The sequence below is a fragment of the Rothia sp. P4278 genome, from assembly GCF_048512945.1.
Taxonomy (GTDB): domain Bacteria; phylum Actinomycetota; class Actinomycetes; order Actinomycetales; family Micrococcaceae; genus Rothia.
In genome coordinates this window covers 532,618-553,554 of record NZ_JBLXXU010000001.1, presented here as the reverse complement: position 1 = coordinate 553,554, position 20,937 = coordinate 532,618, and the positions used below count along the sequence as shown (strand labels likewise).

Below are 20,937 nucleotides of genomic sequence, written 5' to 3'. Positions count from 1 at the left end.
TTGCCCTCGCCCGTAAAAGGCGGGGGCAAACCCGTGTTTCACTTGCGAAAGCATTAGGAGTGACAGACAGGACAACTCAAAAATATGAGAAGGAGGGAGCACCCGCTTCCGCCGCACCCAAACTTGCCAAAGCCCTTGGGTTCCCCCAAGAGTACTTTTTTCGCCCTGTCCTTGATGAAATTGATGCTGAGCGCGTGAACTTTCGTGCTGGCCGTGCCGCAATACGTAGTGCTCGTGATTCAGCGGTTGCTGCTGGTTCTACCGGCATTGAGATTATGCGCTGGGTAGAGGACAGATTCACTCTACCTGCTCTTAATGTACCAACATTCGAAAGCATTGAGCCGGAGACTGCTGCACAACTACTGAGAGAAGAGTGGGGGCTGGGCATTAAGCCTTTGCCTAACCTTGTTCAGCTCTGTGAATCACGTGGCATCTTTGTGATGGTTCTACCCGATGCCGCATTAGAGGTAGATGCCTTTTCGCTCTGGCACGAGGGAAGACCCTATATTTTTATTGCTCGACAGAAAACTCCTGAGAGAGCTAGATTCGACATTGCCCACGAATTAGGTCATCTGGTACTGCATAGGCATGCTCCAGTAGACGAAACATCTGCTGCACAGGAGAAAGAGGCAGATATTTTTGCTTCTGCACTGTTGATGCCAGAGCCACTTCTGGCGCAGTACTTTCGCCCTAATCCCACCGTTGATGAAATACTTGAGTGCAAACAGATTTTTCAGGTATCAGCTTTTGCTGTAGCAACCACTTTGCACAAATTCGGACGGATGACCGATTGGATCTACCGTAAGGTTTGTGTGGAACTAACTCGTAGAGGATATCGTACAGGCGAGCCTGACGGTATGGGGTCCCACGAGCAATCGCGACTCTTCCCACAGGTTTTTGGTGCGGATAAGGCAGGGCCTGTTACGGTAGCGCGAATAGCCCGGGAGCTGGCTGTTCCAGAAGAAGATGTGCTGACTCTGACGTTTGGCACCCGTTTTCGGGTACTACAGGGGATAGGGGAGAAACTGGCATCGACTCAGGAGCTAGAGCGACCTAATTTACGGTTATTGTCGTAACAGAGTAAAGGCAGAAATATGTTGAGGCTACTACCCATCGCAGGATGAGCGCTACCGCTGAAGAGCGGGTAACGGATAGATATATTTTTTTTACCCCTTTTATTCAGAACTACTTCTGAATAGGCTGGTAGCATGTCTGCAGTTACCTACGCTAAAACTTTCAACTCTTCGGGCTGAGCCGTAATCCTAAATCTGTTTTGATGCGGTTGAAGGCCAACCTGTTCAGGTGACGCGCCGTGATGGTGAGAATCTACTACTCATGACTGAACATGAGGCGGACAGCTGCCGGGATATGTTTGCCATAGGGGCTCAAATTATTGCTGCAACCACTCTTGATAGGGGAACTTTGGCTGAACGTATGGCTACGATTTTCCCGTGGATGCTTGCCCTGAATGATAGTGACCGTGAGTTGTGCGCCAGTGAGCTGGTAGAGGTTTCTCGTGCCGCTTTTGCAACTAATCAGCATAAGACCCTGTTGATTGAGGTAACAAGCTGTTTGAGACCGCTACAGTATTAGCGGCTGGCCTGCATGAGGAGGTGGGCTGGCTTGATGAACCAGTGGCTGTAGAGGCTCCCTGATGGCCAAGGACGTGCGGGGAGAGCGCCCTCTTCGCAAGTCGGAATTTATGATTGTTTTTGCCAGTTCTCATGCACAGAAGGGCTGGCGGGACCTCAAACCGCATAATTTGCACTTAAGAGAATCTGGCAATAAGGGCTATAAAAATAGCCTTATTGGTTTCACAGTCAGATGTGCAAGTCTAATCTGGCTTTGAGTGTGAGCAAGGAAAGTATGCGGAACTATGAGAAGTGATACGAACTAGGAATTATTCTCAGGATTATGCTCAAAATTTTCATTGGTTCTTGAAAATGAAAAAGGATATTGGAAATCTTTTCAATCGGTTCTAATTTTGCAATCCCTGTAGCCATTCTATTAAATCTTATCTTTATTCCTAGCCTCGAAGTTCAATTTTTCCTCCGCAGAGATAATCTGTGCAACTTGCCAGACAGTCTCTAGAACAATATATATTCTAGTAAATGAATAATTAATTAGAAATATTAATAATAATATATATAAATAATCTATAGAATTTCCAGGTTTTGAAATAAAAGGACCAGGCCCCTGGAGTAGCGAAGAAAATAGTGTATAACCGAGAAGGATTGCTTGAACTAGGGCGGAAAAAGCTAATCCTATTACAAGATCAAGATAGGCATTGATTTTAATATTCTCATTTTTATGAGATGCCCATCTGCCTATGCGGTCATTTCCCGGTATGTTTAAACTAAGGACAAGGACGGTCAGGCAGGCGCCAAAAGAAATTGATGAGTAGCCAATTATAAGACTTGTAATATCTTTAATTTCAAAGTTTACTGCTGGGGTATTAAAAAATAAAAAAGTGAATATTAGTGCGATTAGAACGCTGGCCCAGAAAGACCTATGGATTGCATCTTTAGAGATTCTAAGAATAGATGCCCTCAGTAGGTTTGGTTCACTAGATATTTGCTTGGGCATGGTTCAAAAGTTTTTTTGATATATTTACTAATGATGAAATAAAATTACCTGAGTCTTTTTTGTAAAAAATCTTATCAGAGGATTTGGCAAGGAATTCATCGCTGTTTATATTCTCCATTTTTACGCTATCCGGATGCTTCCCTCGAACTGAAAATGAATCAACTCCTCTAGGGTTTGACACCGACGCTTCTTTGATTATCTTTACAATTCCAGAATCTTTCTCTAAACTTTTCCCCCGGGGTGCAGTTAGCTTAATTTCTTGTTTTTGAGCGTTTGATTCATGTGCTATGTCTGCCATTAGTTGCTGCTGGCTGTCGAGAAAACTTGGGTTTGGTAACCTCAGAGTGATTCGTGCTGATTGTATTCTTGTCAGCTTATCAACTTCATTTATAAAGTCGGCTGAATATACGGGTTGCATGAATACTGTAGAATATTGGTTTTTTGTGAATAATTTCAAATATGATTCGAGGGCATACTGTAGGTTATCTTTGGTTAGACCTGGGCGAGTGTTTTGTACGGCAAGCTGTCGAGTGCCGTTAAAAAATATTATATAGGTATCATTAACAAATGCACTACCTTTAGAAGGTAGTATCTCAGTTAATTTACCGTTTATTTTATATTCTAGAACAGGCTCATCTCGTTCTCCCGAAACAAATTTCAATACGATAGCTTCATCTGTTCTGTAACTTTCAGCGATAGCTGTAACTACTTTTCGCTTCTCTACTGTATCTCTAATCTCGGTAAGAAAATCGAAGAATAAATCATAATCAAATTCTTCAATTATTTCGCCGGGATCTTTATGGATATGCAGAGTGAACATATTGAAGCTAAATACTTTTCCTGTACTCAACTATCCTCCATTAGTGTATTATCATTTCTAAAAATTTTTTTTGTTCTGATATTTTTGGAATTATTACATTAAATTCTTTTAGATCTTTAAGGTTTAGTGTCGGTTGAGCAACTCCCTTGACTTTTGTTTTTGCGGTTTGTCTTATATTTTCTGTCGAGAGTTGAAAAGCTAGGAACTCGGGGATAACTATTGAATGATTTGGTTTAATATGTGCAATATGTCTCTGAAAAGCAAACTTTTGGTCGGTTCGAACCAGTGCAGGAATTCCGTAGCTTCCAACTGTTGAGTACAGTATATCTCCTTTTTCGATGGCTGTGTTCCTTGTAAGGTTTCGCAAGGTCTCCTCGGAAATAAATTTTTTTGTTTCGAAATTAATCTCGCCTGAGGTTATGTTGCTTACAAAAAGGAAAGGAATCCCGCTGTCTTCCCATTTGGGTGATTGGTGGGTTCCATCAGTAATTTTGATACAGGCTTCTTCAAGCGTATAATTTGGTTCTAAAGATTTGAACATTTTATTAAAAACGCTGTATTTAAATTCGTTGAAGAGCTCCTGCTGGCGCTCACGCTTATTTTCTATTAATTGTTGAAGATCGCGCATTTGAACAATTTTTAACTGTTCATCAATAGAGGGCTTAGCGAATGAACTTTCCTTCAGGAACTTGAAATGGCGGGAATACCCAGCGTCAGGAAGACACGTGTCCTTTAAAGCCCAGTATAGATATTTTGGTATGAAACCAGGTTGAGGCTCGAGGACTTTTACCCCATCTGCTCCAAGTGCAAAAGGCTGATCAACATACTTTACAGTTTTGGTGTGATCCCCGAATAAAATAACCGGTAACCTAGTGCTCGCCATTTGATTATCAGCCGATGTAAAACCTGCAATAAATTCTTTTCCCTGATCAATAACGGGAATGTCCCCAAATTCCTGATAGCTTTTCTTTGGAACCTTTGGGTTTCGAGAAGTTTTATCTTTGAATGCTTCTGAGAATGGAATTTTTTTTGTCACAGCCCCATCACCTTTTTCAGCTGTTCAATGTGTTCGCCGATTTCACGCTGGGTCTGCTCCAGCTCCGCAATAATCTCTTCGGGGGAGCGGTACTCCACCTCTTCGAAGACCAGTTCCTTATAACGGTTAATAGAAAGGTCATAGCCCTGCTCCACAATCTCAGCCTTAGGAACAGTAAAGGACTTCTCCATGCGGGCACGCTCACGCTCAGCCCCATCACGGTCAGGCCACCGCTTTATAACCTCCGGCAGATCATTAGCATCCACCGGGTTACGCTTATCGTCCAGGCTGAACCCGTCAGCCTCAACATCAAAGAACCAGACCTCATCGGTGCCACCCGAATTAGTCTTAGTAAAGAACAGAATCGCAGTCGAAACACCCGCATAAGGCTTAAAAACACCCGAAGGTAGCTTCACCACCGCATCTAGCTTCTGCTCTTCAACCAGCTTACGGCGAATATCCTTATGTGCCTTAGTGGAGCCAAAGAGCACCCCATCAGGCACAATCACCGCAGCGCGGCCACCTGGCTTCAAAAGCTTCAAAAACAAAGCCAAAAACAGCAACTCAGTTTTCTTAGTTTTGACAACCTTCAGCAAATCCTGGCTGGTCGCCTCATAGTCCAAGCTACCCGCAAAAGGTGGATTCGCCAGAACCAACGAATATTTCTCTGCTTCATCACTGGCATCCTCGCTCAGCGAATCACGGTAACGAATATCAGGGCTGTTAACCCCGTGCAACATCATATTCATCGAACCAATACGCAACATGGTCGAATCAAAGTCATAGCCATGGAACATACCCTCATGGAAGTGCTTCCGAGCCTTTGAGCTGATGAAAGGGTCGCGGTTCTCACGCACATACTCAGCAGCAGTCACCAAAAAACCTGCACTACCGCAAGCCGGGTCAACAATGACATCCTTAACATCCGGGGCCATCATATCCACCATCAACTTAATAATGTGGCGCGGGGTGCGGAACTGACCATTGGTACCCGAGGTAGCCAGCTTAGAGAGCATGTACTCGTACAGGTCACCGCTGGTATCCAAGTTATCCATAGGGATAGCATCAAGCTGATCCACCACCTTAGCCAGCAGAGCAGGGGAAGGAATACGGAAAGTAGCATCCTTCATATGCTCTGAATAAGTGGACGACTCACCGCCAACCTGCTGTCCCAGCCCCCGAAGAAAGGGGAAAACAGCGGAATTCATCAGTTCAAACATGATCTGAGGGTCCTTGTTCTTCAAGTTATGCCAGCGCAAAAGCTCCTGGCCCTCACCAAAAATAGGGTTCTGTAAAGGATGCTTAGCCAGCTTGGCCTGCTTCTCAGCCCGAATCTGGGTATCATCCAAACGGCGAATAAACAGCAAATAGGTCATTTGCTCAATTACTTCCAGCGGATTAGAGATACCACCGGACCAGAAGTCATTCCAGATACGGTCAATGCGAGACCTTGTCTCGCCAGAAATTGCAATAGCCATAGCTACAAGTATATGGGGTAGGTAAGCCGTAGAAACCTAGATAAAACTCACCGAGTGCCCTAACTAAGAGTTCCTTGAATAGATTCAAGAATTTGTTGAGCTTTTGACTCTTGTTCAAGGAATGAATAGAGCTCCCGGTCAAGCATCACGGCAAGATCGGTACAGCGCTGAAGGCAGTCCCCAATAATGATCCTCTTACCGCCCGAGTCACCAGGCTTTGGGATTCCGTTCACTAAAGACTCATGGTGGGCAGCTCTATTCCTCAGCCAGTGAACGTATAGCACCTTCTCATGCACCCACGCCCGGTGTAGCCCTCGAGCCGCGTATTCTGGGTCTTGTATTTTTGCTAGCTGATTAGCTCCTGGGAAGACACGAATTAGCCTGTCCCGTGTCCAGATATCTCCATGATGTGATTTTTCAAATGGAGCAGGCAAGCCAGAAGAACCCCCTGCATCAAGCATATTCGTCCATGTCCTGAACATGGAGCTTGCAACGATTCTTCCGCCTAGCGTCGAGTTCCTATCGGCAGACTTGCTGGTGTATTGGGCAGGTAACTTTTCCCAGGTGTCAGCAATGTTTCTCACCACCCGCTCATCAAACCCAATCTGCCGACAGTACCAATCGTTTCCGAAATCTTCACACAGGACTTGATTGATATTATTTCTCAGAGCAACTTCAAGGTAGGCAATATCCTCAAATATTGCAGAGGCAAGCTTGCGATCTAACCTATAAAGCTCCAGGGCTTTCTCTTGGCTCAAGTGGGCGAGCTGTAGATACGGTTGAAGCCGCTTCTCTGAAATATGTTTCACAGCTAATGCCAAAATATCCCCTAACAGTAGACAGAATAGATATTTTCAAGTATATTGAGTCTTGAATTCCTCCCAGGCACTATGTCTTCCGTTCAGCGGACCGGCAGCCGGGAGGTTACTTTTTAAGCAACTTCCGCAGTCTTCTGAATCCCCTCCAAAATTGAGACAATCTCAAAAGCGCCGTCGTCCCCAAACATCTCAAAAGGATCACCCATATTCACATAAGGGTCCTCATACAGACGGGCAGGGTTAACCACACCGTTCTCACTCAACTCATCAATAATGCGCTGAACAAAACGAATCTGCCGGGCCGAAAACCTAGACTCATCCAAATACACCGCAAAAGCCTCCTGGGCCGCCTGCCGGTCAAGACCCACCAGAGAACGGATAAAGACGCCCAAACCACCGGACTGCCCCTTAGCGAACTCAACATTCACTGAATTACCAATTCCCGACGAATCCACCAAATCAGTCAGGGCAGCAAAATCAGCTTCGGTAATCTGCTTACCCCTAAACAACTTCTGCAGGGCTACATGATCCAGGTGCTTGCGCAGGTGCTCCTGCATCTTTTGCTCAAAACGCTCCTGGTTCATACCCACCTGAGTATTGACCACCTCAACCTCTACCGGTTCAAAAAGCTCATCCTGAAAGTTGGTATAAACAGTACGACGGTGGCCCTTATCCAGCAGATGCGCGAGGGTGCGTAACTTCTTTCGGGCGAACTCAAGTAGAGCAGGGGTAACACAATCCCACCATTCATCTGAAACGACCTGCTCCAAAAGGGCCGCCTGCCGACTTACTACCGGAATTGCTGTCTTGGTCAGCAAGTTTTCTGCCAAAGACTGCACCACTGAACGCGCCTTACTCAAGGCAAGGTCGTCACCGGTCACCACCGCAAGCTGAGCGCCTAACATCAGCAAATCAAACTGCTTAGCTTCCAGGCTTCCATCAACCTTAACCGTGGAAGCAACAGAACCTAGGCTGAGCGCTTTCTCTAGGTCTGCCGGATTCCTCAGGCTAGTCCAAGCCCCCTTCTGCTGGAACTGTTCCACAGCAGCCCGATGCGGGCGCACCAACACGTTATCGAGTCTCAAGGACCCCACAAAAGCGGCAAGCTCATCAGCTACAGACTTCATGTAGCGACCGTCAAAAACATGGTCTTGAGCAGAAAGGGCCGCAGCCACAGAAACCCTCATCTCAAAAATGCGTTGGCTCAAAGGCTTGGAGATATTGCCCTCACTACCGGGCAGATCCTGGCTGAAATACTCAAGATTATTACAGAAATCAAAGACAAGAAAATCAGTCTTATCAGCGCCAGGCCCAAAAATATCGGGAGCTAAGCGGGTGCCTCGCCCAAGCATCTGCCAGAACTTGGTTTTAGAGCGGACGAGCTTGAAGAAAACCAGGTTAAGAATCTCTGGAACATCAATCCCCGTATCGAGCATGTCCACGCTAATCGCAATGCGCGGTAAACCATCCGGCTCAGAGAACTTCTCAATAGCTCCTTCGGCATCGTAAGAACAGTTAGTGATAACCTGCGCATAATCGCCCCCAAAGTTCGGGAAGAGGGCATTGAACCGGGCATAGATAAAATCTGCATGAGCCTGGTTTTTTGCAAAAATAATTGTCTTACCAAGAGTCTCACCATCATGCACTCTATAACCATGTTGCATCACGGTAGTAAGCACCTTATCTACCGTATCCGCATTGAACAGAAAACGGTTTAGAGCCTCACTGGTTACCTCATCGGGAACCTCATCGCCCCAATCTAGGGTTTCCCACTGTTCCTGCTCTTCAGGGCTCAAACCCTCGTACCTGATACCCTGCCGCATAAACTTGGTACCCACCGAAAACCCACGAGCGGGCACCAGGTAACCATCAGCTACAGCCTCTTCCAAGGTGTAAGCGTCGGTGGGCACCCCGGCCTCCAAATCAAAGAGTGAATAGGTGTTGAAATCAACCTCGTCTTTGGGAGTTGCAGTAAGCCCCAGCAAGAGCGAATCAAAATACTCAAATATCGCCCCGTACTTGGCATAAACAGAACGGTGTGCCTCATCAATCACAATCAAATCAAAATAACCAGGGCCGAACTTACGCAGCGTAGCCCCCTCTACCGCAGAAGTCTGGTTAATGATATTGAGCATAGTGGGGTAGGTGCTTGCGTAAACCCTACCCGTTGCTTCTTTCTCGGTCACAAGGTTAACCGTCGCCAAGTTAGGCAGATGCTTCTTGAAATTCTTTACCGCCTGATTAACCAAAGCAGTACGATCAGCAAGAAAGAGAACTCGCTTGACCCAGCCAGCTCGAGAAAGCATATCAATGAGGCCAATGGTGGTCCGGGTCTTTCCTGAACCAGTAGCCATGACCAGCAAAGCCTTGCGCCTGCGAGCGTCAAAGGCTTCAGCAACCGCTGCAATAGCCTTGAGCTGATAAGCCCGCCCTGCTATGTCTGTATCAATTGGCTGGCCGCTCAAGAGCTGACGAGAGCGTCGCCGGTCAATCATGATTTCAAGCTCACCAGATGTCAGGAAGCCTTGAATTTCCCTGGGCGGGTAGCCTGAAGCATCATCCCAAATGTAGTGCTGATAACCATTGGTATAGAAAATAACCGGTCTGGTGCCAGTCATGTGTTCCAAAGCATTAGCGTAGTGCTTAGCTTGGTCCCGTCCAATTTCAGGAGACTGCCTGGTGCGTTTAGCCTCTACAAGGCCTAAGGGACGACCGTCTGAACCCCACAAAACGTAATCAACCTTGCCATCACCGCTGGGGGTTGGCATACCTGTTACCGGGTATTCGCGGTCCCGCGGACCCTCCAGCGACCAGCCTGCTTCGTGGAGCAGGACATCAATGAAGTAGTCGCGTGTGCTGGCCTCATCGTAATCATGGGTATCAGGTACAGTTTTTGCCGCCTGTGCTGCCTCGAGAGCCTGCTTCAACCGGAGGATCTGCTCGTCTTTAGCATCGAGTAGTTCCTGGTGTTTGGCAGCAAGCTGCTCCATCTGTGCTGAACGCTCAGCTTCAAGCTCTGCCATACGCTTCTGAGCGAGCGCTTGCTGCCGAGCTTTTGGGGTTATCTCGTGATTGAAACTTTGGCCAAGAGGCGCGAGCTGAGGAGCAGACGAGTGATTGTAAACAGCCCACACCATAAGGTGATAAAGGTCCTCAACGGCACGTTGAGCGTCGCGCGGAGTAATCTTACGGTTGCCATGAGCAGCGTTATTACCTACCAAGCGAATTGCCTTGAACTTAAGTCTCTTGTCTTGGTCAAGTAGAGCAGAGAAATCATGGTCACTGGTTAGTGTAGCTAGTGTAGCCCGTTCTGGTACATACAGTGAGCGCACCCGGTAGATGTAGTACACCAAATTTTCAATAGCCCGTCGGGCGTAGAAGCAAGCAGTGGGGGAGTCAATGCCTAGGTAAGCCTCAGCCCGGTAGCAGTCCTCATAAAGCTCCGGTAGTGCCTCGCGCACAAAAGCAAAGTTCGACATAAATCCCCTTGGGCTATTCTTGCAATCACGCTTATTTTACCTGTGATCTCCATCAAATAAGCCTATAAAACCGCCTCGGCCAGCTACTTCTGTAACTGGCCGGGGCGGCTTAACCTTGTAGGTGCTGGGGAAGGACCCTGGCTGATTGTCCCGCACCTGTAACCGGGTGCGCAGGCAGCAGCGGGGAGCGAGCTGGCTGGGTCTGGCGTGAATCGCCCCGTGAGCGCTAGCGAACAGGGCGAGAGGGTCAGCTTGCCACCGCTGTGCCTGCGCCCCAAGCGGGCGGGAACCCTGAGAGCAGGCCCGAACGGTGCAGACCCAGCCACCAAGCCCCCGCCCGGTCCCTAGTCCCCTTGGCTGAACTGGGAGTTGTAGAGCTCAGCGTAGAAGCCACCTGCCGCCAGAAGCTCCTGGTGGGATCCGGACTCCACGATGTCGCCGTCGCGCATAGCGAAGATAAGGTCGGCGTCCCGGATGGTGGAGAGGCGGTGGGCAATCACAAAGGAAGTCTTGCCCTCAGCCAGCTGGCCCAGGGCGCGGGCAATGAGCAGTTCGGTGCGGGTATCAACGGAACTGGTTGCTTCGTCCAGAATCAGTAGCGGCTTATCAGCAATCATGGCCCTGGCGATGGTGACTAGCTGTTTCTGGCCGGCTGAAAGCTGGGTCTGGTCGGTCAACACGGTGTCGTAGCCGGCGGGCAGCTGGGCTACTAGCTCATCCAGCCCCACAGCTGCAATGACCTCATCCAGCTTGTCCTGACTGACCTGCTCCAGGCCGTAGACCACGTTCTCCCGCAGGGTTCCCTCAAAAAGCCAGGTATCTTGTAGAACCATGGCGAAGAGCGAATCAACTTGCTCGCGGGTGAGCTGGTCGGTGGGTACACCGTCAATGCGGATCTGCCCGGAGTCCAGCTCGTAGAAGCGCATGAGCAGATTGACTAGGGTGGTTTTGCCGGCACCGGTGGGGCCAACAATTGCAACCTTCTGGCCGGCTTTGACCGATGCGGTAAAGCCGTGAATGATCTCCTTGCCGGGTTCGTAGCTAAAGCGAACCTGCTCAAAGTCCACGTTACCGCCTACCGGCTGATCCAGCTCGGTTGCCTTACTGCTTTCGTCCTCTAGTTCCTCTGCTTCAAGGAACTCAAAGACACGAGCACCGGCGGCTGCCGCAGACTGCAGAGCGGTAGCTGACTGGGCCAGTTGCCCCAGGGGGTTGGTGAAGAGCCGAACATAGACAATAAAGGCAACAATCACACCAAAGGTAATCTGCCCCTGCAACACCAGCGCGGCACCCACCACGCAGACCACCACATAGCCCAGGTTACCGATAAAGCCCATGAGCGGGAACATTAGCCCCGAGAAGAACATGGACTTCCAGGCCATCTGGTAGAGGTCCTCGTTGCGGCGGGCGAACTCGGCGCGGGCGGCACCCTCACCGTTATAGGCCCGAATGAGCGAGTGTCCTGAGAGGGTTTCCTCAATATGACCGTTGAGCTTACCCAAGAGCCGCTGCTGGGCCACAAAGTATTTCTGGCTGCGTGAGAGCACAAAACCGCTGGCAAACACACCGATCAGGGAAGCTGCAATAGCGGCCAGGGCCATACGCCAGTCGGTGTAAAACATCATGACCGCTGAACCAGCCAGAGTAACGACACCGGTGACGGTAGTGGCCAGGGAGTTGTTGAGGGTCTGTTGGAGGGTATCGACGTCGTTGGTCACGCGTGAGAGGGTGTCACCGGTGGAGCCCTTATCCAGGTAGGCCAGGGGGAGCCGATCAATCTTGCGGTCAAGGTCAGAGCGCATGGTGCGGGAAACCCACACGGTCGAGCGGGCCATGACCAAACCCTCAACCAGGCTGAGCACCAGCGATGTCACCAGGAAGGCCACAGAAATCCAGGCCAGCTTCCAGACCTGGTCCATATTGACGGAGCCGGTAAAACCCTTTTGAATCTCATCGGTAATAGCGGAAAGGAACTGGGGAGAAATGATATTGAGAATAACGCCTAGCACCGCGGCTACCAGGGCAACCACCATGCGGGGGAGTACCGGGCGCAGATAACCCAGCAGCTTGCCCATGGTTTCTTTGAAAGGCGCGGTGCTCTGCCCCTGGACCCGGTGGCGGGGCGGGCCTCCGGGGCCGGGGTGACCGCCACGGCCACTGGGCTTTTCACTTTTGAGCTGTTGATCGCGTAGCTGTGCAGCCTGTGCTAGCCCCTGCTGCGCAGATTCAAGCAGATCAAGGTCACCGGTTGTTTGGCTATGTTCGGGGTTGGTGCTCATTGGGCAAGCTCCTCTTCGGTCAGCTGGGAGAGGGCAATATCCTGGTAGACCTCATTGGTTGCCAACAGTTCTTGGTGGGTTCCGCTTCCCACGACCCTGCCCTTATCGAGCACGATGATGCGGTCAGCATCGCGGACCGTACCGATACGCTGGGCCACAATCAGCAGGGTTGCCCCGCCAGAGGCCTCCTTGAGCCGGGTGCGGATATCTCGCTCGGTCTTGTAATCCAGGGCAGAAAAAGAATCATCAAAGATCATGATGTGCCCGCCGCGCGCGAAAGCCCGCGCTAGAGAGATACGCTGTTTCTGCCCGCCCGAGAAGTTCTTGCCGTTTTGAGCCACGGGGGCCGCAAAGCCTCCCTCCTTGGTAGAGACAAAACCGGTGGTGGCTGCGCGGTCAGCGGCGGCCACCAGGTCCTCGGCAGTGACAGGTTTTAGCCCCTGGCCAAAGGCAATGTTGGAGGCAATAGTGCCAGAAAACAGGGTATTTTTCTGGGCCACAAAAGCCACCCGGTCACGCAGGTCTTTCTGGTTCCAGTTACGCACATCAACCCCGTCCACCAGTACGGTGCCGGAACGCACGTCGGCAAAGCGGGGGATTAGGTTGACCAGAGTGGATTTCCCGGAGCCGGTAGAACCAATAATGGCCACGGTTTGGCCGGGATCAGCTGTGAAGCTGACAGAGTGCAGGGCATCACCGTCGGCACCGGGGTAGCGGAAGCTCACGTCCCGGAACTCCAAGCTGCCAGCGGGTGCGGTGCCGGTGCTGGCTCCGCCATCTTGGATACCTGCTTGGGTATGGAGAACCTGGCGGATACGTCGCCAGGATACCAGTGCCCTGGGGCCCAAGACAAAGACCATGGTCATCATCATGAAACTAGTAACCACCAGCAGGGCATAGGTGGAAAAGGCAATCATCTGCCCGAAAGTTCCCATACGTTGAGTCAGCTCACCGGTGGAGTTAATGAGGGAGGCACCCAGCACATAGATAGAGAGCGAGAGCGCGGTCATGATAGCTGTCAGCAGGGGCATAATGAAGGCCATGGTGGTGGAGATAAAGAGGGTGTTATCCCGTAGGTCTGTGTTGACGCTCTCAAAGCGGTTACGGTGAAAGTCGCCGGTGATGTAGGCACGAATCACGCGCAGGCCGGTCAGATGCTCACGAGTTACCCGGTTGAGCTGGTCAGTGATCTTCTGCATGCGAATCATACGGGGAATGGCCAAGGACATAGCGGTAGCTAGCACCAGAATGGTCAATAAAACTGCGATGCCGGTGGGAACCGTCCATGTCCAGGACTGGCTGGCAATTTTTGAGCTTGCCCAAAAGGCCATAATGGGTGCTTTGATGCTGACCTGCAGGCCCATAACCATGAAGATTTGTACCTGAGTGACATCGTTGGTAGTTCGGGTGATGAGTGAATCTGTACCCAAGGTGTTGACCTCGGCGCTGGATAGCTCAAAGGTTTTATCGTAGACAGCGGCTCTGAGGCGTCGAGCCAGGGTAGTACCAATAATCGCGGTACAAAAACCTGTAAGAATGGCACAGACCATGCTGGCTAATGCTGCGGCCAGCATCAGGGCACCATCCGGTGCAATGTCGGACAGGGAACTAGTTGGCTGAGAAATGGTGCGGGTAATCTGCTCCATGTACTGGGGTATGCGCAGGTCTAGGTAGACCTGGCTCAGGATAGTCAAGAGAGCAAGGAGGGCTAGTGCCCATTCTCTTCGGTGGATAAAATGATAAATTTTCATGTTTTGCCTGGGTGGTATCTTAAAAAAGAAAAGCACCGCTGCGGACGGCACCGGTGCTTTCCAATTATGAACTACTGCCTGACTTTTGGCTAGGTCAGCTCTTGCTTCTCATCGCTCAGCGTAGCGAACTTTCTTGACTAGGCCTTAGGGTTGTTGAGATCAGAGGCTTGGAAGGTGTTGCAACGGTTCATATCAGCTGTCTTGTAACCGGTCATGAACCAGGCTGTACGCTGGGCACTGGTGCCGTGGGTGTAGGTAGATGAATCGGTGTGGCCCTGGCTTGTCATCTGTATGTGATCATCTCCGATAACCTCGGTTGCGTTGATGATTCTTTCTAAGTCATCGGAGCTAAAGGGCTTGATCTGAACGGGTGAGCTGGTGTCCTCTTGGGCGCCCCTGGCCCAGACACCTGCGTAGCAGTCAGCCTGCAGCTCAACGCGCACCGCCCCGGAGTCTGCCCCCTGGGGGTCATACTGGGAGTATTTGAGGTTACCGAGTAGGTTCTGAATATGGTGGCCGTATTCGTGGGCCAGTACATACTGTTCGGCACTCTGGCCGCCGGTTGCCCCCAGCTGGGTTTTCATGGTGTCAAAGAAGCCAGTTTGGACGTAGGCAACCTGGTCGGCGGGGCAGTAGAAGGGGCCTACTGCCTGGCTGGCAGAACCGCAACCGGTACTGACGATCTCTTGTTTGAAGAGGTCAAGTTTTGGTGCAGTGTAGGCTATACCTGCTTGGTCGGGCAGAGCTGTCTGCCAGAAGTAGTCTAGCGAGTTGGCGGTTCCCACCATGTTGCAGTCGGTGTAGGTATTGGCATCTTCACCGGTCTTGCAATGGGCAAACTTTTCTCCTGAATCACCTTCAACCTGCTGGTAGTTGAAGCCACCACCGCCGGTGACCTGGTTGAGCATGTTAATGCCGTCCTGGCCAAAAATTATTCCAACAGCAAGTACCAGCACGATACCGCCTAAGCCACCACCGATTTTGACTCCGGAGCCACCGCCTGAGCTGCCGGAACTACCTGAGCTACGTACCCGGTCGGTGTTCAGCCGGGAGTTTTCTTTAAAAGCCATCATGGATACAGCATAAGCTGTGAACTTCCCCTGAAGACCATTTCTGCACCCCGGCGGTTTGCCTTGTCCTGCTTACACCCCGGTAAGTGTTATACCGGCAGACAGAACAATTAGCGAGAATCTAGCCCGCGGGCGGCGAGCGCGTCACCTGTGTCCTGGGCGTAGGAGACGGTGGAGATGACCAGCGGAATGAAGAGACGAAAGCGCGAGACTTTTAGGCCGCGAGCGGTGACTGATTCTTGAAGGAAGGACCAGGTATCGATGATCGTTGGAATGGAGCGAATCATCAGTGCCAGGGCCAGGCCGATGCCTTGTGGGGAGATACCAAGGTGACGGAGGGGTGAGCAGAGCCAGATGAAGCCGTCAATGATGACCGGTAGGGGAGTCGACCAGAGCAGAACCTTGGCGGCAAAGAGCAGGCTGAGTAGACCTAGCAGGGTGTCTGCCCCTCGGGCCAGGGTGCCGGTGTACCAGTAATAGAGCAGGAGGAAGCCCAGAAGCCAGGCGAGTGATCCTAGTGCCTGCACCCAGGTCATAACTGGTATCTGGGCGAGGGTGCCTAGAGCTATGACGATCACAAGCACAGCCGCCGCGATGCTCCACTGGCTGGTGAGCGTGAGTAGGGCGGTGAGTGTGAGCAGAGAAAGAGCCTTGACGCTCAGCGGTGTTCTGTGGATCGGTGTTTCTAAGGGCTGGTAGGTTCCAAAGAGGTGGTGGGCGGCGTTCACGGGTGGTTCTCTTCAGGGCTTTCTGCAGTGGGCTCTGAATCTACAGCAGGAAAGCCCTCGGCACACCAGCGCCGGTAGTCAGATAGGATGCTGGCCGTAGGTCCCTGGGCTAGTAGCCTGCCTTCGTGGATTACCAGTGCTTCGGTGCAGGTGGCCGCTAATTCAAGGTCGTGGGTAGAAATCAGGAGTTGCTGAGGCAGGGTGTCTAGTAGCTCAATGAGCTTTAGCCTGTTCCTGAGGTCTAGTAGGGTGGTTGGTTCATCGAGCAGGAGCACGCTTGGCTCTACTGCCAGAACCGCCGAAAGTGCGGTGAGCTGTTTCTCCCCACCGGAGAGGTTGTAGACCGGGTCAAAAGCCCGCTGTTCAACTCCCTGGTGGGCCAGTTGTGTCAGTGCCTTCTCCCGCCGCTCCTTGCGGTCTTTAATGTGCTGAAAGGACAGCTCAACATCTTCAACGCCGGTGGGCATCACCAACTGGGCCCCCGGGTCAGAGAAAAGCATACCCACGTGCGAACGAACGTGGTTGAGATTTTCGTAGACGCTCAGCCCGTGAACGGTTACTTTCCCGCTACTGAGGGGAGCAAGCCCGTTGAAGAGCCTCAGAAAAGTTGATTTGCCCGAACCGTTGAGCCCAAGGACGGCGGTCCTGTTAGCAGTCAGGGTGACTGTGACATCGTGCAGGAGGGTGCGTTGGCCCGTGCCTGTGGGGGCGGTGACGGTTGCTTGCCGGGTGCTCAGAACGTTCGGCTCAGAAAATACCACTGGGCCTGACTCTCTGGGGGAGCTTCTTCGGGAAGATCGGGAGAAAATCACGGTGTATATAGTACCCAAGCCTTAGCGGCCTGAGCCTGCTAGCGCGGGGAAGGCACGGTGCACCGAGAGGGCAATGGCTACGGCTACAGCGCATTTGATGAGGTCGCCGGGAACGTAAATCATGGCAGCTGCAAGGGCGGTGCCCAGGTCCAGGTGGGCATTGACCATCATGCCTGCTACACCGAAGACTTGAATAACTGCGAAGCCCGCTAATGCGGAGACTGCTAGGCCCAGAGCAGTAACCGCTTTTGAGCGGCTAGGCCCCAAGAAGCGGTAGGCCAGAAAGCCTGCTATAAAAGCGCCGGGAACAAAACCGAGAAGATAACCGAAGGAGGGGGAAGCTAGCACACCGAAGCCACCGCTACCACCGGCAAATACGGGCAGGCCCAGCAGGCCCGCTAGCAGGTAGAGAGCTACCGAAAGACCGGCACGCCTAGCACCCAAGATGAGGGCAACGGTGTAGACCGCCAGGGTTTGTAGGGTAATGGGCACGGCAACCGGTCCGACCGGAATAGCGGGTAGAAGCGAGCAGGCGGCAATAAAGGCGGCAAAGATAGCTATGAGAGCGAGGTTGCGGCCCGGTTGAGCGGCGGTGGTATGGGGTAAAGTCATCATGTCCTCACTATAGGGGAGGCTGAACACCCTTTAAAAATGGAGACTGCACTATCTCATATAGGAAAACCTCACCGAGAAATGCGGAATGCAGAGCGGATACCAGGAAGAAGCCGAGTTAGTGGATCCTGCGGGTATCTTAAACCCAAAAAATCTCTTATTCCGCGCATGAGCTAGATCCTCCAAGTATCGAGTCTTCTGGCTGTAGAATGGTGAGCTGGCATTCAGGGAGCTATCGTTGCCTTTCCTGTGCCTCTCTTTTCACCGTCATACCCCTAGGGAGTTTTACCCCGTGCTATCTGTTTCTAACCTTGAACTGCGAGCAGGTGCCCGCCTGCTCATGGAGGATGTTAACTTCCGTATTGATAAGGGTGACAAGGTTGGGCTGGTTGGCCGTAACGGTGCGGGTAAAACCACTATGACCAAGGTGCTGGCCGGGCTGACTCTGCCTGCTGACGGTACCGTTAGCAGGGGTGGGACTATCGGCTATCTGCCTCAGGACCCCAAGGTCGATGATATGACCCAGCTCGCTAAGGACCGTATCTTCTCCGCTCGCGGGCTGGATGGTGTTGCCCGTAAGATGCGTCAGGCCCAGGAGATGATGGCCAGCGAAGACCCCGCTGAGCACGCCAAAGGCATGCGCCGCTACGACCGGCTTGAGGCAGAATTTATTGCCGGCGGCGGGTATGCTGCCGAGTCTGAGGCCGCAACCATCACTGCTAACCTTGACCTGCCAGAGCGTGTGCTTAACCAGCCGCTTTCCACCCTCTCCGGCGGTCAACGCCGCCGCGTTGAGCTAGCCCGTATTCTCTTCGCTAACGCCGACACCATGTTGCTCGATGAGCCCACCAACCACCTGGACGCCGATTCTGTGGTCTGGTTGCGTGACTTCCTCAAGAACTACCAGGGCGGGATCCTGGTCATTAGCCACGATGTTGAGCTCATGGAGCTTGTCGTCAACAAGGTTTTTTACCTGGATGCTAACCGCTGTGTCATTGATATCTACAATATGGGCTGGAAGAACTATCTGCTGCAGCGGGAACAAGATGAGGCCCGCCGTAAGCGCGAACGCGCCAATGCACAGAAGAAAGCTGGCGCTCTCATGGAGCAGGCTAACAAAATGCGCGCTAAGGCAACCAAGGCGGTTGCGGCCCAGCAGATGATTAAGCGTGCCGAAAAGCTCATGCGCGGCCTGGAAGATGAGCGTCGTGTCGATAAGGTTGCCGCTATCCGCTTCCCGGACCCTGCTCCCTGCGGCAAGACCCCGCTTTCCGCCGAGGGCCTTTCCAAGAGCTATGGTTCGCTTGAGATTTTCGCCGACGTGGATCTGGCGATTGACCGTGGTTCCCGTGTGGTGGTGCTGGGCTTTAACGGTGCCGGTAAGACAACGCTTTTGCGTATGCTGGCTCAGGCCACCCAGCCTGACACCGGTGAAGTCATTTATGGTCACGGTGCTAAGGTCGGCTATTTTGCTCAGGAACACGAAATCCTGGATGGTGAACGCACTGTTTTTGAGAATATGAAGTCTGCGGCCCCTGATTTGGACGATACTAAGGTCCGCACCATTCTGGGGTCTTTCCTCTTCTCGGGCGACGACGTCGATAAGCCCGCCGGTGTGCTCTCGGGTGGGGAGAAAACCCGCCTGTCTTTGGCGACCTTGGTTGCATCGTCAGCTAATGTGCTTTTGCTCGATGAGCCTACCAACAACCTTGACCCCGCATCGCGTGAGGAAATCCTGAACGCCTTGAAGAATTACCGGGGGGCAATTGTCATGGTTTCTCACGATGAGGGTGCGGTTGAGGCGCTGGACCCAGAACGTGTACTGCTGCTACCTGATGCGGTAGAGGATCTGTGGAGCAAGGAATACCAGGATCTGATCTCACTGGCATAAGGGGTGCAATCACCGGTTAGGTTCTGTGGCCTTACGCGGGGAACTATAAATGGTCCCTACCAATATGCCTGTGTGTCTCTTTCTTACGAGTCTTAGTCGTTATGCAGGTCACGTGGCATGGGATCAATAATGTGTGATTGTTGGGTTTGGGGCCAAAAAACCAAATATCACGAAACGGTAACGTCATCTCTTGCCTAGTAAGCCCCAGAGCAATGAGCGTAGAGTAAATACCAGCCCTCGAGGCTAATAACCCCGAGTGCTTATCAAGAAAAACCACCCCGCCGATGTGGTGGAACCACCGGCTAACGCAGGCGTTAGCTAAGAACCTTGAAAGGAAGATTCTATGCTCGAATCACACGACGTACGTTACCCTGAAATCGCCGAAGAGGGCACCGAGGTAGACGTTTTTTGGACTGAAGACTAGGTCAATCACCGCACGTCGTCTTTTGTTTTGCTTCAGTACATTCCATGTGTGCTTCTAGGCTCATAGGTAATTTGCGTGAAGGGGGCCGGAGTTCTTACTCCGGCCCCCTTTCTTTGCCTCTGTCATGGGCTAGCATCTGAGGGCACGCCCGGTACCTACCTATCAGAGATGAATTGGCTGATGAGCTCGCCAGGGGGCAAATGGGTGATGCCCAGGATCGTCAGCGCATAAAGCCCGACATAAGAGGCCAACAGTCCTGAGAAAATATTCTCACGGTTACTGCCAGCATCCCCTAGCACAGGTAGCGCCATATACCCGCTCCTGCGCCACAGAGGGCTGGGAACCAGAGGCCTAAATGTTGCAGGCCAGAAGGGGTTTACTCCGCGGGTGGTAAGTGCATCACCCACAATATGGGCTGTGGCCCCGGCCAAGATTGCCCAGGGCATCGTAGCAAAAGAATTGGTGTAGATAGTACCCGCCATGACCACCAGCGCACCAGCCCAACCCCCAGGCGCTCTAAAGGTGCGCAGAGCAAGCCCACCCGCAAAGCCAGCCAGCGCCAAAGCAAGGAGTGGTACCCCTGCGTAGGTTAAGCGGTTGGCGCTAAGAGCTAGCACCCAAAAGAAAGCCAGGCCTATCAGAGAATGGGTGCCTTTGCGATGGCCGCCTGAGATTTTGGCAACCAGCCGTACAACCCACCGGCTGACAGGGGGTATGGAATGTGCAATTGACCCGTTGTGGTGATCGATATCGGGTAGCATGCCTGCACCAGCGGCAGCCAAAGTGGTAACGGCGAGCGTGGCGGGATCATCAATTCTGATAATCCCGGATTCATTCAGAGCAAGCCAGGCAGCTGCTGCGCTGATTGAGTGTGAATACCCCATCATGGCGGGCTGAACCTCCTCATGAAAAGCAAAACACCACCCTAGCACATATTCGAAAGTATGTTCTAATAGGATCGGAGGAGCGGGCAAGATCCTCCTTGGGCGGTTATGCACTAGAGTTTCTCGCCTAAGCAGGCAGAGAGGACAAGCCGAAAAGACCTGACATAAACCTTGTCAGTTTGCCCGGTAGAGGAGTTCGACCGGTAGGATTAACCCTGTCCTCCACCGCCTGGTAGCTCAAGGCGATTTTTCTGTTAACTTCACATCGA

General features: G+C 51.8%; 16 protein-coding genes. 3 read left to right on the top strand and 13 right to left on the bottom strand.

Annotated elements, in window-relative coordinates; all coding sequences use genetic code 11:
• Positions 1-59: 59 nt before the first annotated feature.
• Together ACN085_RS02470 and ACN085_RS02465 are read left to right on the top strand one after the other, a co-directional pair.
• Complete coding sequence (locus tag ACN085_RS02470; protein ID WP_419110470.1) at positions 60-1,076, top strand: ImmA/IrrE family metallo-endopeptidase; 1,017 nt, start codon at positions 60-62, stop codon at positions 1,074-1,076.
• A 259-nt stretch (positions 1,077-1,335) separates the two neighbouring features.
• On the top strand, positions 1,336-1,593 hold the full coding sequence (locus ACN085_RS02465) for a hypothetical protein (protein ID WP_419110469.1): 258 nt from the start codon (positions 1,336-1,338) through the stop codon (positions 1,591-1,593).
• Positions 1,594-2,007: 414 nt separating this feature from the next.
• On the opposite strand, the gene ACN085_RS02460 is transcribed toward ACN085_RS02465, so the two are convergent.
• The 12 genes from ACN085_RS02460 to ACN085_RS02405 form a co-directional block, all read right to left on the bottom strand.
• Positions 2,008-2,586, bottom strand: a complete 579-nt coding sequence (locus ACN085_RS02460; protein WP_419110468.1) for a hypothetical protein — start codon at positions 2,584-2,586, stop codon at positions 2,008-2,010.
• The gene (locus tag ACN085_RS02455) at positions 2,567-3,436 is read right to left on the bottom strand and encodes a hypothetical protein (protein ID WP_419110467.1); all 870 of its coding nucleotides are present in this window, start codon (positions 3,434-3,436) and stop codon (positions 2,567-2,569) included. The genes ACN085_RS02460 and ACN085_RS02455 overlap by 20 nt, the downstream gene beginning before the upstream one ends.
• A 10-nt stretch (positions 3,437-3,446) precedes the next feature.
• Complete coding sequence (locus ACN085_RS02450; protein WP_419110466.1) at positions 3,447-4,442, bottom strand: restriction endonuclease subunit S; 996 nt, start codon at positions 4,440-4,442, stop codon at positions 3,447-3,449.
• On the bottom strand, positions 4,439-5,920 hold the full coding sequence (locus ACN085_RS02445; protein ID WP_419110465.1) for a type I restriction-modification system subunit M: 1,482 nt from the start codon (positions 5,918-5,920) through the stop codon (positions 4,439-4,441). The genes ACN085_RS02450 and ACN085_RS02445 overlap by 4 nt, the downstream gene beginning before the upstream one ends.
• 59 nt (positions 5,921-5,979) lie before the next feature.
• Positions 5,980-6,741, bottom strand: a complete 762-nt coding sequence (locus tag ACN085_RS02440; protein ID WP_419110464.1) for an Abi family protein — start codon at positions 6,739-6,741, stop codon at positions 5,980-5,982.
• A 110-nt stretch (positions 6,742-6,851) separates the two neighbouring features.
• Complete coding sequence (locus tag ACN085_RS02435; protein WP_419110463.1) at positions 6,852-10,217, bottom strand: DEAD/DEAH box helicase family protein; 3,366 nt, start codon at positions 10,215-10,217, stop codon at positions 6,852-6,854.
• 344 nt (positions 10,218-10,561) lie between these two features.
• Positions 10,562-12,496 carry an ABC transporter ATP-binding protein gene (locus ACN085_RS02430; protein WP_419110462.1) on the bottom strand — a complete coding sequence of 645 codons (1,935 nt, stop codon included), beginning with the start codon at positions 12,494-12,496 and terminating at the stop codon, positions 10,562-10,564.
• Complete coding sequence (locus ACN085_RS02425) at positions 12,493-14,247, bottom strand: ABC transporter ATP-binding protein (protein WP_419110461.1); 1,755 nt, start codon at positions 14,245-14,247, stop codon at positions 12,493-12,495. Before ACN085_RS02425 ends, ACN085_RS02430 begins: the two co-directional genes overlap by 4 nt.
• A 137-nt stretch (positions 14,248-14,384) precedes the next feature.
• On the bottom strand, positions 14,385-15,320 hold the full coding sequence (locus ACN085_RS02420) for a neutral zinc metallopeptidase (protein ID WP_419110460.1): 936 nt from the start codon (positions 15,318-15,320) through the stop codon (positions 14,385-14,387).
• A 107-nt stretch (positions 15,321-15,427) separates the two neighbouring features.
• Positions 15,428-16,045: a CbiQ family ECF transporter T component gene (locus ACN085_RS02415; protein ID WP_419104470.1), complete on the bottom strand. Its 618-nt coding sequence runs from the start codon at positions 16,043-16,045 to the stop codon at positions 15,428-15,430.
• Positions 16,042-16,806, bottom strand: a complete 765-nt coding sequence (locus tag ACN085_RS02410; protein ID WP_419110459.1) for an energy-coupling factor ABC transporter ATP-binding protein — start codon at positions 16,804-16,806, stop codon at positions 16,042-16,044. The genes ACN085_RS02415 and ACN085_RS02410 overlap by 4 nt, the downstream gene beginning before the upstream one ends.
• A 72-nt stretch (positions 16,807-16,878) precedes the next feature.
• Entirely contained in the window at positions 16,879-17,472 is a 594-nt protein-coding gene (locus ACN085_RS02405) for a biotin transporter BioY (RefSeq protein ID WP_419110458.1), read from the bottom strand.
• 337 nt (positions 17,473-17,809) lie between these two features.
• Here ACN085_RS02405 and abc-f point away from each other — a divergent pair, with 337 nt between their 5' ends.
• Entirely contained in the window at positions 17,810-19,360 is a 1,551-nt protein-coding gene (gene abc-f / locus ACN085_RS02400; RefSeq protein WP_419110697.1) for a ribosomal protection-like ABC-F family protein, read from the top strand.
• Positions 19,361-19,939: 579 nt separating this feature from the next.
• Here abc-f and ACN085_RS02395 read toward each other — a convergent pair.
• Complete coding sequence (locus tag ACN085_RS02395; RefSeq protein WP_419104473.1) at positions 19,940-20,671, bottom strand: metal-dependent hydrolase; 732 nt, start codon at positions 20,669-20,671, stop codon at positions 19,940-19,942.
• Positions 20,672-20,937: the final 266 nt, after the last annotated feature.

Excerpts from the sequence above, each read along its gene's own strand:
- ACN085_RS02465 (WP_419110469.1), top strand. The coding sequence starts at position 1,336 with ATGACTGAACATGAGGCGGACAGCTGCCGGGATATGTTTGCCATAGGG.
- ACN085_RS02460 (WP_419110468.1), bottom strand. The coding sequence starts at position 2,586 with ATGCCCAAGCAAATATCTAGTGAACCAAACCTACTGAGGGCATCTATT.
- ACN085_RS02445 (WP_419110465.1), bottom strand. The coding sequence starts at position 5,920 with ATGGCTATTGCAATTTCTGGCGAGACAAGGTCTCGCATTGACCGTATC.
- ACN085_RS02435 (WP_419110463.1), bottom strand. The coding sequence starts at position 10,217 with ATGTCGAACTTTGCTTTTGTGCGCGAGGCACTACCGGAGCTTTATGAG.
- ACN085_RS02430 (WP_419110462.1), bottom strand. The coding sequence starts at position 12,496 with ATGAGCACCAACCCCGAACATAGCCAAACAACCGGTGACCTTGATCTG.
- ACN085_RS02425 (WP_419110461.1), bottom strand. The coding sequence starts at position 14,247 with ATGAAAATTTATCATTTTATCCACCGAAGAGAATGGGCACTAGCCCTC.
- ACN085_RS02420 (WP_419110460.1), bottom strand. The coding sequence starts at position 15,320 with ATGATGGCTTTTAAAGAAAACTCCCGGCTGAACACCGACCGGGTACGT.
- ACN085_RS02405 (WP_419110458.1), bottom strand. The coding sequence starts at position 17,472 with ATGATGACTTTACCCCATACCACCGCCGCTCAACCGGGCCGCAACCTC.
- abc-f (WP_419110697.1), top strand. The coding sequence starts at position 17,810 with ATGGAGGATGTTAACTTCCGTATTGATAAGGGTGACAAGGTTGGGCTG.
- ACN085_RS02395 (WP_419104473.1), bottom strand. The coding sequence starts at position 20,671 with ATGATGGGGTATTCACACTCAATCAGCGCAGCAGCTGCCTGGCTTGCT.